General features: G+C 66.1%; 13 protein-coding genes. 5 read left to right on the top strand and 8 right to left on the bottom strand.

Annotated elements, in window-relative coordinates; all coding sequences use genetic code 11:
- Nucleotides 1–52: 52 nt before the first annotated feature.
- The 3 genes from NCR35_RS11705 to NCR35_RS11695 form a co-directional block, all read right to left on the bottom strand.
- Nucleotides 53–745, bottom strand: coding sequence for a DUF2968 domain-containing protein (locus NCR35_RS11705; protein ID WP_250534466.1), 693 nt, complete (start codon nucleotides 743–745; stop codon nucleotides 53–55).
- A 47-nt stretch (nucleotides 746–792) separates the two neighbouring features.
- The gene (locus NCR35_RS11700) at nucleotides 793–1,797 is read right to left on the bottom strand and encodes a hypothetical protein (protein WP_250534465.1); all 1,005 of its coding nucleotides are present in this window, start codon (nucleotides 1,795–1,797) and stop codon (nucleotides 793–795) included.
- Between the two features lie 235 nt (nucleotides 1,798–2,032).
- On the bottom strand, nucleotides 2,033–2,527 hold the full coding sequence (locus NCR35_RS11695) for a GNAT family N-acetyltransferase (RefSeq protein WP_250534464.1): 495 nt from the start codon (nucleotides 2,525–2,527) through the stop codon (nucleotides 2,033–2,035).
- A 212-nt stretch (nucleotides 2,528–2,739) separates the two neighbouring features.
- Here NCR35_RS11695 and NCR35_RS11690 point away from each other — a divergent pair, with 212 nt between their 5' ends.
- A complete protein-coding gene (locus NCR35_RS11690; protein ID WP_248320320.1) occupies nucleotides 2,740–4,035 on the top strand; it encodes an MFS transporter in 1,296 nt (431 codons plus the stop codon).
- A gap of 75 nt (nucleotides 4,036–4,110) precedes the next feature.
- Here the strand turns inward: NCR35_RS11690 and NCR35_RS11685 are convergent, their stop codons facing one another.
- Nucleotides 4,111–5,961, bottom strand: a complete 1,851-nt coding sequence (locus tag NCR35_RS11685; protein ID WP_250534463.1) for a tetratricopeptide repeat protein — start codon at nucleotides 5,959–5,961, stop codon at nucleotides 4,111–4,113.
- Between the two features lie 116 nt (nucleotides 5,962–6,077).
- Here NCR35_RS11685 and NCR35_RS11680 point away from each other — a divergent pair, with 116 nt between their 5' ends.
- Genes NCR35_RS11680 through NCR35_RS11670 form a run of 3 tightly spaced genes read left to right on the top strand, consistent with a single transcriptional unit; the run spans nucleotide 6,078 to nucleotide 9,271 of the window.
- Nucleotides 6,078–6,428 carry an ArsR/SmtB family transcription factor gene (locus NCR35_RS11680; RefSeq protein ID WP_244847000.1) on the top strand — a complete coding sequence of 117 codons (351 nt, stop codon included), beginning with the start codon at nucleotides 6,078–6,080 and terminating at the stop codon, nucleotides 6,426–6,428.
- 25 nt (nucleotides 6,429–6,453) lie between these two features.
- A complete protein-coding gene (locus NCR35_RS11675; RefSeq protein WP_250534462.1) occupies nucleotides 6,454–7,494 on the top strand; it encodes a cation diffusion facilitator family transporter in 1,041 nt (346 codons plus the stop codon).
- 43 nt (nucleotides 7,495–7,537) lie between these two features.
- Nucleotides 7,538–9,271 (top strand): FAD-dependent monooxygenase, encoded by a 1,734-nt coding sequence (locus tag NCR35_RS11670; RefSeq protein WP_250534461.1) that lies wholly within the window; start codon nucleotides 7,538–7,540, stop codon nucleotides 9,269–9,271.
- Nucleotides 9,272–9,354: 83 nt separating this feature from the next.
- Here the strand turns inward: NCR35_RS11670 and NCR35_RS11665 are convergent, their stop codons facing one another.
- The 4 genes from NCR35_RS11665 to NCR35_RS11650 are packed head-to-tail and all read right to left on the bottom strand — an operon-like array spanning nucleotide 9,355 to nucleotide 14,598.
- The gene (locus NCR35_RS11665; protein ID WP_248320315.1) at nucleotides 9,355–9,600 is read right to left on the bottom strand and encodes a formate dehydrogenase subunit delta; all 246 of its coding nucleotides are present in this window, start codon (nucleotides 9,598–9,600) and stop codon (nucleotides 9,355–9,357) included.
- 3 nt (nucleotides 9,601–9,603) lie between these two features.
- Nucleotides 9,604–12,531 carry a formate dehydrogenase subunit alpha gene (fdhF, locus tag NCR35_RS11660; protein ID WP_250534460.1) on the bottom strand — a complete coding sequence of 976 codons (2,928 nt, stop codon included), beginning with the start codon at nucleotides 12,529–12,531 and terminating at the stop codon, nucleotides 9,604–9,606.
- Between the two features lie 28 nt (nucleotides 12,532–12,559).
- Nucleotides 12,560–14,116 carry a formate dehydrogenase beta subunit gene (locus NCR35_RS11655; RefSeq protein ID WP_250534459.1) on the bottom strand — a complete coding sequence of 519 codons (1,557 nt, stop codon included), beginning with the start codon at nucleotides 14,114–14,116 and terminating at the stop codon, nucleotides 12,560–12,562.
- Nucleotides 14,113–14,598, bottom strand: a complete 486-nt coding sequence (locus NCR35_RS11650) for an NAD(P)H-dependent oxidoreductase subunit E (protein ID WP_250534458.1) — start codon at nucleotides 14,596–14,598, stop codon at nucleotides 14,113–14,115. The genes NCR35_RS11655 and NCR35_RS11650 overlap by 4 nt, the downstream gene beginning before the upstream one ends.
- A gap of 126 nt (nucleotides 14,599–14,724) precedes the next feature.
- Here NCR35_RS11650 and NCR35_RS11645 point away from each other — a divergent pair, with 126 nt between their 5' ends.
- Nucleotides 14,725–15,795, top strand: a complete 1,071-nt coding sequence (locus NCR35_RS11645; RefSeq protein WP_250534457.1) for a substrate-binding domain-containing protein — start codon at nucleotides 14,725–14,727, stop codon at nucleotides 15,793–15,795.
- Nucleotides 15,796–15,863 lie beyond the last annotated feature (68 nt).

Below are 15,863 nucleotides of genomic sequence, written 5' to 3'. Positions count from 1 at the left end.
AAAGCACAAGGCCCGCTGCATCGAGCGGGCCTTGTGCTTTTTTTGCTTGCGATCAGCGCAGCGGTGTCGGCGGCGCGGACGTCAGACCTGCCTCGGTCGCGCGCTGAAGCTGCTCGACCTGCTGCTGCAGCGCGCGCAGCTTGCGTTCCGCTTCGAGCTTGTCGGTTTGCAATGCGGCGGATTCCGCTTGCAGCTTCTGCTGACGCTCGGACACCTGCGAGTCCTGCTGCTGCGCGAGCGCGAGATCCGCGGACAAGCGGCTCGCCCGGTTCGACGACACCGCGATCACGCGTTCGAGCAGCGCCGTCTGCGCCTGCAACTGCGCGCGGCGAATTTCGCCGTCCGCGAGTTCGTAGCTCTTGCGCGCGAACTGCGCGTAGAGCGCCTCGGCGCGGCTGGCGTCTTGTGTCTTGACCACGCGCCACAACTGCGTTTCCTGCTGAAGCGCGACGTAGTAGACCATGTCCTTCGGCAGGAAGTAGAGCTTCGCGCCGTAGCTCGCGTTCCGCGTGGCGCGCAATTCGGTGACGCTGCCCGCCTGCACGAGCTCCTGCAATTCGGCCAGATTGCCGGCGGTGGGCGCGGAGCCGTCCGCTTTCACGTTCGACAAGTCCTCGGCGGGCAGTTGCGCGGGCGACGCTTGCGGGGCGTTTGCGACGGGCGCAGCGAACGCGCTGGCGAACGCGCCGAGGACAGACAGAGCGACAGCGAGCGTCGCGGTACGGATAAAACGTGAGTGCTTCATGTTGGCGTGATGCCGATAAGGTTGGCGGGCGGCGCGGGCCGTCCTGACTAGTTCGAGGGGGCGTCGGCCGAACGGTGGTCCGCTCGCGACACGGCGTTGCTGTCGAGCGTCGGCGAGTGCTGAAGCACGGCGTAGAGCGCCTCGACGTTCATCGCGTTGGGCCCGTTCGTCGCGCTGGCGGATGCGTTGTGGCGCGGCTCGCCGGCTCGCGCAATGGTCTGTCTGCCGTGCGCCGTCGCAATGTGGGATGCACGCTTGCCCTGCGCCACCGACGCCACCGACGCCGCCACGCGCGCGTGCGCTTGCCGGCGCGACGTGTTGACCGGCGAGGTCGAAACGGTGCGCGCGACGCTGCGCCACTTCATGCCCGCGTGGCGGACGCCGACATGGGTCTCGACCGGTGGCGCGGCGCTGTTGTCCACGTGCGATGCCGCCTGAAGCGCGCTAGCGGGCGCTGGTTCCGCGGCAACGGCCTTAGCTTCGACGCCTGAAGCCGCGTGCGCGACGATGCGCGTCGTTTCGACCATTGCGGGCGGCGTCGATTGCACGGGAGCCGCCGATGAGAGCGCCGCCGGTTCGTCGCTTGCCGGACGGTGCTGGTAGCCGAAAAGCAGCCACGCGATCAACGCGGCGCACGCAAGGGCGATGGCCGTGCGAAGCGGCTTGTGCGAAGCGGCTGCGCGGCTTTGCTCGGACACTGGCGCGCTGACCGCGATCGGAATGGGCGCCGCGCCGGCTGGCGCTTCCTTGCCATGCGTCGCCTGCGGTTCCGCCGCCTGCATCAGCTGCAGCATCTTCCGGCGAATCTGGTCCTCCGAGAACACGCCCCACAGGCTGGCCGCGCGATACGGCGAGCTCGCGTCCGACAGACGCGCTGCTTCGACGTAAGCGGTCTCGAAGCGCGCCGCGCTGATCGGAACTTCGGAGTCCGAGCGAACGGGGCGCGTAGGCGCGGGCGACCACTCGCGACCGAACGTCAGCGACGGATCGGCGAGGGGGCGCAGCGGCGGCAGGCGCAGCTTGCCTTCGATGGCGATCAGAGGTTCGGTCATGGAGATTCCAGAAGCATGGGGCAGCACGCGGGCAGCACGCGGGACCGGGCCGCGTCCAGGCCCGGAGTGCGTCGCGCCCGGCGATGGACGGGGCTTCGGACGCGTCCTGCGGCAAAGCCGAAGTTGACCCGCGATCATACGAAACGCCCGCGCACCACGCGACAGGATTACTCCGAAAGACGATTTTTTATAGGACCGCTGATTGACGAATGAAGGTGGCTGTGGTTGCGAGTCGTCAGGCAAATGCGCGAACGTAACGAAGACAGACGACATCGACGCCGCCCAGCTTGTCCTCTTCGCGTGCCGAGCGCGTCCAGCCGCGCGATTCGTAGAAGCCGATGGCCGCCGTGTTGGCTTCGAGCACCGACAGATGCATTTGACGCGCGCCGCGCCCTCGCGCCCACGCGGCGGCGGCATCGAGCAGGACGCTGCCCACGCCGCAGCCGCGAAACGCCGGCAACGCGTGCAGATTGTCGATGAGCGCGCTGCCGGTTTCGTCCGGCGTTTCGACGCATACGAAGCCGGCAGGCTCGCCACCCGACTCGGCGATCAGCACGCACCCCGCGCCGCGCGCGATGTCCTTCATGCGCGTCTGCCAGTGTTCCGCTCGTTCATGCGGCAACGCTTCGTCGAGGTAAGCGTCCGGAAGCATGCCGCGATACGCCGATGCCCAGCTTCGCGTGTGCATCGACGCAATCAGCGACGCATCGTGGATTTTTCCTTCGCGCATCGTGATGGTAGTTCGTGTAGGCATACAGTTAGAAAACAGTAAGGCGAAGTTAATGTTAATAGCCGCAAATTGCACGAAGTTTATGCAGCAAATCGGCCGGCAGGCGTTAAGATCGCACTAGACCCACGCTTACAAACAATGTAACGGGTTAACCCTAAGAAATCGGGATTCGCGGCCGAATGCCGCGCGCTCGCCAAGATTCGAGAAAGTTCATGTCCACGACCCACGTTGCACCCGCCAATGAATCGAAGTTCAAGACGGTTTTTCGCGTCGTCAGCGGAAACTTCCTTGAGATGTACGATTTCATGGTTTATGGCTATTACGCCTCGGCTATTGCCAAGACGTACTTCCCGAGCGGCAGCGATTTCGCTTCGCTCATGCTCGCATTGTCCGTCTTCGGCGCGGGCTTTCTGATGCGCCCGGTCGGCGCCATCGTGCTCGGCGCATACATCGACCATCACGGCCGGCGCAAGGGCCTCATTCTCACGCTCACGTTGATGGCGATCGGCACCGCGTGCGTCGCGCTCGTGCCGGGCTACGCGACCATCGGCGCGCTCGCGCCGATCGTCGTGCTTGGCGGGCGGCTGCTGCAAGGCTTCTCGGCGGGCGTGGAACTGGGCGGCGTGTCGGTGTATCTGTCCGAAATCGCGACCAAGGGCAACAAGGGATTCTATTGCTCGTGGCAGTCCGGCAGCCAGCAGGTGGCGGTCGTGTTCGCGGCGCTCATCGGCGTCATCATGAACCGCGCGCTGCCGCCCGAGCAAATGGGCGCGTGGGGCTGGCGCGTGCCGTTCCTGATCGGCTGCCTGATCGTGCCCTTCCTCTTCATCATCCGTCGCTCGCTGCGTGAGACGGACGAGTTCCTCGCGAGAAAGCATCGCCCGGACATGGGCCAGATCGCGCGCTCGATCATGCAGAACTGGCCGATCGTCATCGCCGGCATGGGCATGGTGATCATGACGACGGTGTCGTTCTACATGATCACCGCGTACACGCCGACTTTCGGCAAGGAAGTGCTGAAGCTGTCCGCCATCGACGCGCTCGTCGTCACCGTGTGCGTCGGTCTCTCGAACCTCGTGTGGCTGCCGGTGATGGGCGCGTTGTCCGACCGCATCGGCCGCCGTCCGGTGCTGCTCTTCTTCACCATCGCGACGATTCTCACGTCGTATCCGGCGGTGCAGTGGCTGGTCGCGGACCCGTCGTTCGCGCGCCTTCTGATGGTCGAACTGTGGCTCTCGTTCCTGTACGGCAGCTATAACGGCGCGATGGTCGTGGCGCTCACCGAAGTGATGCCGGTCGAAGTGCGCACCACCGGCTTCTCGATGGCCTACAGCCTCGCGACGACCATCGGCGGCTTCACGCCCGCCATCTCGACGTATCTGATTCACGCGACCGGCAACAAGGCCGCGCCGGGCCTGTGGATGGGTCTCGCCGCCGTGTGCGGACTGATCGCGACGCTCGTGCTGTATCGCTCGTCCGAGGCGCGGAACCAGTACAAGACCGCCTGAGTTCGTTCGGAACCTTCTGCGTAGAACGCCTCGCGTCCGTGTGACGCGAGGCGTTTTTTATTGGCGCGACGGAAATCAGTCGCGCAATGCCGCCGCGACTTGTGCGACCACGCCGTGCCAGTCGCCCGGCGCGCGCTGCCGCACGAGTCGCGCGTTCGGATACCACGCGCTGCGTTCGTCGTCGACGCCCCAGCGCCAGTCGGCCGCAAACGGCAGCATCACCCAGACAGGTTTGCCGAGGGCGCCCGCCAGATGCGCGACCGATGTATCGACGCTCACGACCGCATCGAGCCGGTCGACGATCGCGCCGGTATCGGCGAAGTTTTCGAGCCTTCCTTCGAAGCGATGAATCGACTTGGCCTGCGGATGCGCGAGCAGCACCGCGCGTTCGTCTTCGGTGAGAAACGGCTGCAGCACGATCCAGTCGATGCCTTCCAGCGCGAAGAGCGGCGCGAGCGCCTCGACGGGCGCCGAGCGCGTCTCGCCGGGCTGCAACCGCCCGGACCACGCGATGCCGATCTTGCGCTTCGCCTGGCCGCCCAGCGAGCCGCGCCATTTGCGGCGGTAGTCGGCTGGCACGACGAGATAAGGCGTGCGCGCGGGAAGCGCGTCCGGCGACGTGACGCCGAGCGCGAGCGGCAGGCTCAGGAGCGGGCAGAACGCGTCGGCGGTTGGGAGGGGAGCATCCGCGCGGCTTCTCAGTTCGATGCGCGCCGCATGCGCGGCCGGTGCCAAAAGCGGCACGAGCGCGGGCTGCACTTCCAGCACCAGCTTGCCGACGCGCTTTGCCGCATACGCCGCGAAGCGCACGAACTGCAGCGTGTCGCCGAAGCCCTGCTCCGCGCGCACGAGCAGCGTGCGGCCGGGCAGCGGTTCGCCCCGCCAGCGCGGCAGCGGCGGCGCGTTTTCGCTGCCGGGCGTCTTCAGGCGCCATTCGTATTCGGGCAGGCCGCGTTCGTAGTCGCCGGTGGCGAGGAGCGCGAGCCCGCGATTCAGATGCGCGGCGGGCATCCCGGCATCGAGCCGCAACGCCTGATCGAACGCGCGGATCGCGGCGGCGTGCGCGGCGAGCGCGAGATGCGAATTGCCGAGACACAGCCACGCGACCGCGTATTTCGGATCGAGGCCGACCGCGCGCTCGTAACACTGCACGGCTTCGTCGTGACGATTCAGCTTGGCGAGCGCGTGTCCGAGCCCGAAGTGTCCCGGCGCGAAGCGCGGCTGCAAGCGCACGGTCTTCTCCAGCGAGGGCAGGGCTTCTTCCGGATGGCCGCGCGAATCCAGCAGATTGCCGAGATTGAAATGCGCGGCGACATAGTCCGGCTCCGCGTCGATGGCCGCGCGAAAGTGCGCGATCGCGCCGAGCGGATCGCCGAGCGCGTTCAGCGCCATGCCGAGGTTGTTGTGCGCGCCGGCGTGTCGCGGCCGCAGGGCGAGCGCGCGGCGAAACGCGCGCGCGGCGTCCTCGTGGCGCGACAGCGCCGCCAGCGCGTTGCCGAAGTTGTTCCACGCGGCGGGATCGTTCGGTTGCGCGCGCAGCGCCTTTTCGAAGGCATCCGCGGCGTCTTCGTGGCGGCCGAGCGCCGTGTACGCGTTGCCGAGGTTGTACTGCGCGAGCGGGAAACCGGGCGCGAGCGTGAGCGCATTGCGAAAGCGTTCGATAGCGTCGTCCAGGCGCCCGAGCGCCTTCAGCGCGTTGCCGAGATTGAGCTGCAGGGCGGCGTCCGTCGGGCGCAGATCCACGGCGCGCGCGACGAGCGCCGCGGCCTCTTCGTGCTGTCCCTGTTGATGACGCAGCACGCCGAGATAGTGCAGGGCTTCGACGTGGGAGGGTTCTGCGGCGAGCGCGGCTTGATAGTCGCGTTCCGCTTCGGTCAGGCGGCCGTCACGATGGGCCGCGAAGCCGCGGGCGAATACGGTGTCCATGACGGAGAAATTTTGCAAACCCCGCATTTTCCCACACTGGAAAGCCCCGCTCCGGATTCTTCTGTTGACATGTTGCGACGATGGTAACTAACATGTGAACACCTATTCATATGTTGATGACTCCGTTGGCCTCGTCTCCATTCGCGCTCGGCGGCGCGACTTCCGATGATCGCGTCGTGCCGCTCGCCGACCTGTTCCGTCTGCTCGGCGACCCGACGCGCCTGCGCATCGTGCTCGCCTGCGTCGAGCAGAAGCGCGCCGTCGGCTCCATTGCCGAATCGCTGGGCCTGTCGGGGTCGCTCGTGAGCCACCATTTGCGTTTGTTGCGCGCGGCGCGGATCGTGCGAGCGGAGCGGCAGGGCAAGCAGGTGTTCTACGTGGCCGCGGACCGGCACATCAGCGGCATGCTGGCGGAACTGCTGGAACACGTCGCCGAGCCGCAGTCCGACGCAACCGACATCAACTGACACCGACTCGAACACCGTCACGCTCATGAGCACGCATACGCATCACGAACACGATCACCACGATCACCACGATCACCACGCGCACGACCATCACGCCGCGCACGAAGGCCACAGCCACGGGGCGGGCGGGCATCATCATCACCATCACGCGCCGCAGGCCGGGCAAGGGCGCACGTTCGCGCTCGCGGTCGGGCTGAACCTGCTGATCGTCGTCGTGCAGGCGGTGTACGGTTTGCTCGCGCATTCGACCGCGCTGCTCGCCGACGCCGGCCACAATCTGTCCGACGTGCTCGGCCTGTTGCTCGCGTGGGGCGCGGTATGGCTCGGCACGCGCCGGCCGAGCGCGCGCTACACGTTCGGGCTCGGCAGCTCGTCGATTCTGGCTTCGCTCGCCAATGCCGCGCTGCTCTTGCTGGCATGCGGCGCGATCATCCTCGAAGCCGTTCAGCGCCTCCTGAACCCGGCACCCGTGGCGGGGCTGGACGTGTTCATCGTCGCGATGGTCGGGCTCGTCGTGAACGGCTTCTCCGCGTGGCTCTTCATGCGCGGCAGCAAGGAAGACCTGAACGTGCGCGGCGCGTTCTTGCACATGGCCGCCGATGCCGCCATTTCCGCCGCCGTCGCCGTGAGCGGGCTGGTCATCCTCTACACGGGCTGGAACTGGCTCGACCCGGTGATGAGCATCATCGTGGTGGCGGTCATTCTGTACGGTACCTGGGGACTCGGCCGGGACGCGATGCGTCTCGCGCTCGCCGCGGTGCCGCCCGGCGTCGACACGGCGCGCATTCGCGGCTATCTGTCGGGGCTGCCGGGCGTGCGCGGCGTGCACGATCTGCACGTCTGGGCGCTCTCGACGACGGAGAACGCGCTGACCGTGCACCTCGTCATGCCGCAGGGCCATCCGGGCGATGCCTTCTTGCAGGGCGTCGTCGCCACGCTGCGGCGCGATCACGCGATGCATCACACCACCGTGCAGGTGGATGTCACGGACAGCTCGTCCGAGTGCGTCTTGCAACACCGCAGAACTGTCGGAGCGAACCGCCGCGGGCAACCCGGCGTACACTAGCCGGAGACAAATACCCGCTAAAAACCTGCCGGAGATTCCGTGCATGTTCACGCGCAAGCCGAATCCGAACGACATGCTCGACGTCGCGCCGGTGCTGATCGTCGGCGCCGGACCCACGGGCCTCGCCGCCGCGATGAGCCTCTCGCGCGCTCACGTTCCCGTGCGCCTCATCGACCAGGCGCCGCAGCCTTCGCCGTATTCGCGCGCCATCGGCATTCAGGCGCGCACGCTCGAACTCTTCGAGCAGCATCGCACGGTGGAGCCGTTTCTCGAACTCGGGCATCGGGCGCGCGTCGCCAATCTCTATTCCAACGGCCAGCGCCTCGCGCGTCTCGACTTCGATCCGCTGCAAACGCGCTATCCGTATCTGCTCTTTCTGCCGCAATGCGAGACTGAGCGGCTGCTCGCCGAGCATCTTGCCGAATCGGGCGTGAAGGTCGAGCGCGGCGTCGCGCTGACCGATTTCACGCAGGGCTCGGCGGGCATTCAGGCGACGCTGCGGCATCCCGGCGGACGCGAAGAAACGCTGCGCCCGTCGTACATGATCGCGGCGGACGGCGCGCATAGCATCGTGCGGCACAGGCTCGACATCGGCTTCGAGGGCAAGACCTTCGACCAGACATTCCTGCTCGCCGACGTTCAGGCCGATTACGACTGGCCCGACGACGAATTCCACATCTTCGCGTCGCAAGAAGGGCTCGCCGCGCTCTTTCCGATGGGGGGCGGTCGCGCCCGTCTCATCGGCGATCTCGCGACGCACGAGCCGGCACCCGCCGCCGACGCGCCGAAGAGCGGTCCCGATCTCGACGAATGCCGCGCGCTCGTCGAGCGGCGCGTGCATCATCGCGTGAAGCTGTGGGACCTCGCGTGGTCGTCGTATTTCCGCGTGAACAGCCGCATGGTGGACCGCCTGCGCGTGCAACGCATCTTCCTCGCGGGCGATGCCGCGCACGTGCACAGCCCCGCCGGCGCGCAGGGCATGAACACGGGCATTCAGGAAGCGTTCAACATCGGCTGGAAGATTGCGCGCCTGCTCGCGGGCGGCGCGTCGGACCGCCTGCTCGACACGTACTACGCGGAGCGGCATCCGATCGAGCGCGACGTGCTGCGTCAGACGAGCATGCTCACGCAATTGGCCGAAGCCGGGCACGGCCCGATGAAGCTGATGCGCGAGCACGTCATGCCCGCGCTCGCGGCTATCGGCCCGCTGCGCGACGCGATGCGCCGCACGGTGAGCGAACTGTCGATTAACTATCGCAAGAGCCCGCTCACGCTGGAACGGGTGCTCGATGGCGGACCGCGCGCCGGTGAACGCGCGCCGGATGCGCGCGTGCATGTCGTCGATGGCCCGCTCGGGCGTCTGCCGGGCGTCGGCTGTCTGTACGATCTGCACGATCCCGGTTGCTTCTCGCTCTTTCTGCTCGTCGATCCGACGGGCGAGGACGACATCGCGCTCGCGCCCGCGACCCTCACCGTGGCCCACGCGATGCGCGACAGCAATCTCGACGGCCTCGTGCAGTCCATCGAAGCGATTTTCTCGGACGCGGTGCGCATCTGGCGCATCACGGATACGAGCGGCGACGACGCGCAATCGCTCACCGATCAGTACGGCCGCACGCGGCCGGCGTTCTACCTCGTGCGGCCGGACGGCTATATCGCGGCGCGCGGTCGCGTGCCGGCGGATACCCAGGCGCTCTTGCGTCACTGCGAAACGTGGTTCGGCGCCGAGCGTCCGGAAAGCGGCAAGCGCGCGGCGGGCGAGTACGCCGAAGACTGAGCGGTGAGCGGCAAAAGAAAACGCCCCGATACTGCCGGGGCGCAATGGGCACTACAGAGAGCCCGAATATCTTGAGCGCGGTGTCAGGCGGTCGTCGCCTTCGGCTGTAGATCCGCCTTGTGGAGCGTGAGCGCCTCGCGCAGGATCGGCTCCATCGAGGCGCTTGCCTCCGGGTTATCCAGCGCGGTCAGAATCGCCACGCGCATGCGCGGTTCCCAGAAGCGGCGGATATGATCCGCCACGCCATCGACGGCTTCGGCATGATCCGGCATCGAATCGAAAAACTCGCCGATGCGGTTCGCCATCTCGATCAGATTATCCACGTCCATGTGTCATTTTCCTGAAGTGGTCGCGAGACTGCGCATGTTGAGCAGTTCGAGCTGCTGCGTGCTGAAGCGCGAGTAGTCCTTCTGCCATTGCGACGGCTGCTCCACCGGCAACACCTGCACCGCCGTGACCTTGTATTCGGGGCAGTTGGTCGCCCAGTCGGACGACTCGGTGGTGATGACGTTCGCGCCCGATTCCGGGAAGTGGAACGTCGTATAGACGACGCCCGGCTGCATGCGGTCGGTGATCTTCGCGCGCAGCACCGTCTGTCCGGCGCGAGATTCGATGCCGACCCAGTCGCCCGTCTTGATGCCGCGGTCCTCGGCGTCGTGCGGGTGAATCTCAAGGCGGTCCTCGTCGTGCCAGCGCGAATTTTCGGTGCGCCGCGTCTGCGCGCCGACGTTGTACTGCGACAGAATGCGCCCCGTCGTCAGCAGAAGCGGGTACTTGCGCGTGACCTTCTCCGGCGTCGGCACGAACTTCGTGATGACGAAGCGTCCCTTGCCGCGCACGAACTCGTCGATATGCATCGTCGGCGTGCCGTCGGGCGCCTTCTCGTTGCACGGCCACTGGATGCTGCCCATCTCGTCGAGCTTCTCGTACGAGACGCCGTGGAAGGTCGGCGTGAGGCGCGCGATCTCGTCCATGATTTCGGACGGATGCGTGTAGTTCATCTCGTAGCCGAGCGCGCGGGAAAGCAGGATCGTCACTTCCCAGTCCGAGTAGCCCGCGAGCGGCGGCATGACCTTGCGCACGCGCGAAATGCGGCGTTCGGCGTTGGTGAAAGTGCCGTCCTTTTCGAGGAAGGTCGAGCCCGGCAAGAGCACGTGCGCATACTTTGCGGTCTCGTTCAGGAAAATGTCCTGAACGACGATGCATTCCATCGCCGACAGCGCGCTCGCGACATGCTGCGTGTTCGGGTCCGACTGAACGATGTCCTCGCCCTGGCAATAGAGCCCTAGGAACGTGCCGTGCGTGGCGGCATCGAACATGTTCGGGATGCGTAGGCCCGGCTCCGGTTGCAGCGTCACGTTCCATGCTTCTTCGAAGAGCGCGCGCGTCGCGGCATCGCCGATATGGCGATAACCCGGCAACTCGTGCGGGAACGAGCCCATGTCGCACGAGCCCTGCACGTTGTTCTGGCCGCGCAGCGGATTCACGCCGACGCCTTCGCGGCCGACGTTGGCCGTCGCCATCGCGAGGTTCGCGATGCCCATCACGGTGGTCGAGCCTTGCGCGTGCTCGGTCACGCCGAGCCCGTAGTAGATCGCCGCGTTGCCGCCGGTCGCGTAGATACGCGCGGCTTCGCGCACTTGCTGCGCGGGCACGCCGGTGACCGCTTCCGTCGCCTCGGGCGAGTTCTCTTCGAGCGCGACGAAATCGCGCCATTGCTGGAACGCGCGCGGCTCGCAGCGTTGCGCGATGAACGCTTCGTCGAGCAAGCCTTCGGTGACGATGACATGCGCGAGTGCGTTGACCATCGCGACGTTCGTTCCCGGCCGCAGCGCCAGATGGTGCGACGCCTTCACGTGCGGCGTATCGACGATATCGATGCGGCGCGGATCGATCACGATCAGCGTCGCGCCCTCGCGCACGCGGCGCTTCAGGCGCGAGGCGAAGACCGGATGGCCGTCGGTCGGGTTCGCGCCCATCACCACGATCACGTCCGATTTTTCGATGGACGCGAACGTCTGCGTGCCGGCGGATTCGCCGAGCGTCGTCTTCAGACCGTAGCCCGTCGGCGAATGGCAGACGCGCGCGCAAGTATCGACGTTGTTGTTGCCGAACGCGGCCCGCACGAGCTTCTGCACGAGATACGTCTCTTCGTTCGTGCAGCGCGACGACGTGATGCCGCCGATCGAATCGCGCCCGTACTTGTCCTGAATGCGGCGGAATTCGCTCGCCGCGTAGCTGATCGCTTCGTCCCACGAAACTTCGCGCCACGGATCGGTGATCTTCGCGCGGATCATCGGCTTCGTAATGCGGTCCTTGTGCGTCGCATAGCCCCATGCGAAGCGGCCCTTCACGCACGCGTGGCCTTCGTTCGCCTGGCCGTTCTTGTTCGGCGTCATGCGCACGACGGTGTTGCCCTTCATCTCCGCCTTGAGCGAGCAGCCGACGCCGCAGTACGCGCAGGTCGTCACGACCGAGTGCTCCGCCTGGCCGAGCATGATGACGCTCTTCTCTTGCAGCGTCGCGGTCGGGCACGCGGCGACGCACGCGCCGCACGACACGCATTCCGATTCCATGAACGGCACGTTCTCGCTTGCCGCCACGCGCGATTCGAACCCGCGTCCGGCGATCGTCAGCGCGAACGTGCCCTGCGTTTCCTCGCACGCGCGCACGCAGCGATTGCAGACGATGCACTTCGACGGATCGTAGGTGAAGTACGGGTTCGACTCGTCCTTCTTGTCCTTCAGATGGTTCGCGCCTTCGTAGCCGTAGCGCACTTCGCGCAGGCCGACCACGCCCGCCATGTCCTGCAACTCGCAGTCGCCGTTGGCGGGGCAGGTGAGGCAATCGAGCGGGTGATCGGAGATGTACAACTCCATCACGTTACGCCGCAGCAGTTGCAGCTTGTCGCTTTGCGTGCGCACTTTCATGCCCGCTTCGACAGGCGTCGTGCAGGACGCCGGATAACCGCGCTTGCCTTCGATCTCCACGAGGCACAGACGGCACGAGCCCCACGGTTCCAGCGAATCGGTGGCGCAGAGCTTCGGCACGTTGACGCCCGCTTCGATCGCGGCGCGCATCACCGACGTGCCCGCGGGCACCGTGACCGACTGGCCGTCGATGTCGAGCGTCACGTCGATATCGGCGTGACGCAGCGGCGTGCCGTAGTCGGTCTCGTCGAACGGATCGCGGCGTTGCACCGATGCCGCGCTCTTGCACGCGCAGTTGCCCGAACCGCAGCCGTTGATGGTATTGGACATGTTCTGTGTCTCCGTACTTTTATGCCGCTTATGCCGCTTTCCGTGCAGGCGTGCGGGGCAGGCCGAAGTCTTCGGGGAAATGATCGAGCGCGGAGAGCACCGGGAACGGCGTCATGCCGCCCATCGCGCAGAGCGAGCCGCCGATCATGGTGTCGCAGAGTTCGCGCAGCAGCGTGATCTGCTTGACCGACGTATCGCCTTCGCGGATCTTCGCGATGACTTCCTCGCCGCGCGTCGAACCGATGCGGCAGGGCGTGCACTTGCCGCACGATTCGATCGCGCAGAAGTGCATCGCGTATTGCGCGAGCTCGGCGAGATTCGAGGTGTCGTCGTGAATCACGAGGCCGCCGTGGCCGACCACCGCGCCGACCTTCGCATACTCTTCGTAGTCGAGCGGAATGTCCCACTGACTTTCCGGCAGATACGTGCCGAGCGGGCCGCCCACTTGCACCGCGCGCGCCGGCCGGCCGCTCGCCGTGCCGCCGCCGAAATCGCGGATGAGTTCGCGCAGCGTCACGCCGAACGCGAGTTCGACGAGGCCGCCTTGCTTCACGTTGCCCGCGAGCTGGAATGGCAGCGTGCCGCGCGAGCGGCCCATGCCGTAGTCGCGATAGAACGCCGCGCCCTTCGCGAAGATGATCGGCACGGTTGCGAGGGTAATCACGTTGTTGATGACGGTCGGCTTGCCGTACAACCCGGTGAGCGCCGGCACCGGCGGCTTCGCGCGCACGATGCCGCGCTTGCCTTCGAGCGATTCGAGCAGCGCCGTTTCCTCGCCGCAGACATACGAGCCCGCGCCTTTGGCCACTTCGAGCTCGAACGCGTGCGACGTGCCGAGCACGCTCGCGCCGAGCCATCCGGCTTCGCGCGCGTTCGCGATCGCGCGATTGAGCGTCGCGATCGAATGCGGATACTCGCTGCGGACGTAGATATAGCCTTTGGTCGCGCCGGTCGCGACGCCCGCGATGATCATGCCTTCGATCAGCATGTACGGATCGCTTTCCATCACGAGCCGGTCCGAGAACGTGCCGGAGTCGCCTTCGTCCGCGTTGCAGACGATGTACTTCTGCTCGGCCAGCGCCGCGCGCACCGTCTTCCATTTGATGCCGGCCGGGAACGCCGCGCCGCCGCGCCCGCGCAGGCCGGAATCGACGAGCGCCTCGCAGACCGCGTCGCCGTTCATCTCGAGCACGTTGCGCAGGCCTTGCAGGCCGCCGAGCGACACGTAATCGTCGATGGAGAGCGGGTCCGTGATGCCGATGCGCGCGAAGGTCAGACGCTGCTGCTTCTTCAGATACGGAATGTCGTCGACGATGCCGACGTTCTTCTCGTGCGCGCCGCCTTCGTGGAAGCCTGCATCGAAAAGCGCGGCGATCTCGTCTTCTTCGACGTTCGCGTAGCCGATGCGCCCTTGTGCCGTCTCCACTTCGACGAGCGGTTCCAGATACAAGAGCCCGCGCGAGCCGTTGCGCACGATCTGCACGTCGATGCCGCGTTGTGCTGCTTCGCTCGCAATCGCCTTCGCGATGCGATCGGCGCCGAGCGCGAGCGCCGACGAGTCGCAGGGAACGTAGATGCGCGTCATGCCGTCACCTCGCTGCTTTGCTTCACCGCGTCGTACAGGCGATCGAATTTTTGCGGCGTCACCTTCGCGTGAAGCTCGCCGTTGATGGTCATGGCCGGCGAGAGCGCGCACTGGCCGAGGCAATACACGGATTCGAGTTCCGTGTCCTCTGCATGGCCGCTGTCGAAACGACAGCCGGTGTGCCCTTCGATGTGATCCTTCAGCGCCTCCGTTCCCATACTGCGGCACGCTTCCGCGCGGCATAGCTGCACGGTCACGCGCGCGGGCGGCGCGGAACGGAAGTGATGGTAGTAGGTGATCGTGCCATGCACTTCGGCGCGCGAAAGCGATAAGGTGCGAGCGAGCGGCGCGACGACTTCGGCCGGCACGAAGCCGGTTTCGTCGTGAATGGCGTGCAGGATCGTCATCAAGGTCGCGCCTTGCACGGCGTGACGGCGCACGAGTTCGTCTGCTTCGGCGGCGGACAGCTGCGGTTGCGTCATGGGGTTCCTCCAAGGCTCGGCATATGTTTTATCGGTGCATATATCAGTCGTATAATCGGGGCGCCGAGCCCGTGAAAGAACAATAGGCGTCGTGATATATCTTGGCAATAGGAAAGGACAATACATATGGTCGACGTCGAATGCCGGGCCGAACTGATCCTGCGCGACCCCGATGGCCGCGAAACCAGTCTCAGCGCGGTTGTCCCGCTTTTGCAACTCGTGGCGCAGACGGGCAGCATCGCCAACGCAGCGAGCGCTAAGGGTTTGTCCTATCGTCATGCGTGGGGTCTGCTGCGTGAAATCGAGGCGCGGCTGGGCGGCGCGCTCATCACGAAATCACGCGGGCGCGGATCGGTGCTGTCGGAACTCGGCGAGTCGGTGCTACGTGCGCAGCGTCTTTGCGGCGATCGCCTGGAAGCGCCGTTGCAGGCAGTCGCCACCGATGTCGCCGACGAACTGAATCGCCGGCTCGCGGGCGAAGTATCGAACCTGCGCATTCACGCATCGCACGGCTACGCGGTCGCCACGCTCGTTCGCGCGCTCGGCGAACGGCGCGTGCCGGTGGACATCAAGTACCGCGAGAGCGCGGAAGCGGTGAGGGCGCTCGCGCGCAGCGAATGCGAGCTCGCCGGTTTTCACTTGCCTATCGGCAAGTTCCGCTCGACCTGCGCGGAAATCTATCGACCGTATCTCGATCCGAAGAAGCATCAGCTGATTCGCCTGACGCGGCGCACGCAGGGACTCTTTCTGCCGAAGGGCAACCCCAAGCAGATCAGCGGCTTGCGCGATCTGGCGCGCAACGACGTGCGTTTCGTGAACCGGCAGCCGGGGTCCGGCACGCGCATGCTGCTCGACCTGTCGCTGCGCGGCGTGGGCGTCGATCCGGACGAGATCAATGGTTACGCGTCGACGGAGCTCACGCATTCGGCCATCGCGGCGTTCGTCGCGAGCGGCATGGCCGACCTGGGCTTCGGCGTGCAGCCTGCGGCGCAGCATTTCGGGCTCGATTTCATTCCGGTCATCGACGAGGACTATTTCTTCGCCTGCGAGCGCGCACGGCTCGCCGAAGCGCGGCTCGTGAGCGTGCTCGGGGTGCTGCGCAGCGCGGCGTTCAGCGATAGCGTGGCGCACCTGGGCGGCTACGATCCGCAACGCTGCGGGACGCTGCTGGAAGTCGAGGAGGGGCTTCACGGCTGAATGAGCGCCGATGCGCGAAACGGACGGTAAGACGAATCTCGCCTGTCGAAACCGCCGGCTTGAGCGAA

This window comes from Caballeronia sp. AZ10_KS36 (assembly GCF_023631105.1).
Lineage (GTDB): Bacteria > Pseudomonadota > Gammaproteobacteria > Burkholderiales > Burkholderiaceae > Caballeronia.
Note: the sequence above shows the minus strand (reverse complement) of the source record. Positions and strands in the feature narration are given on the sequence as shown.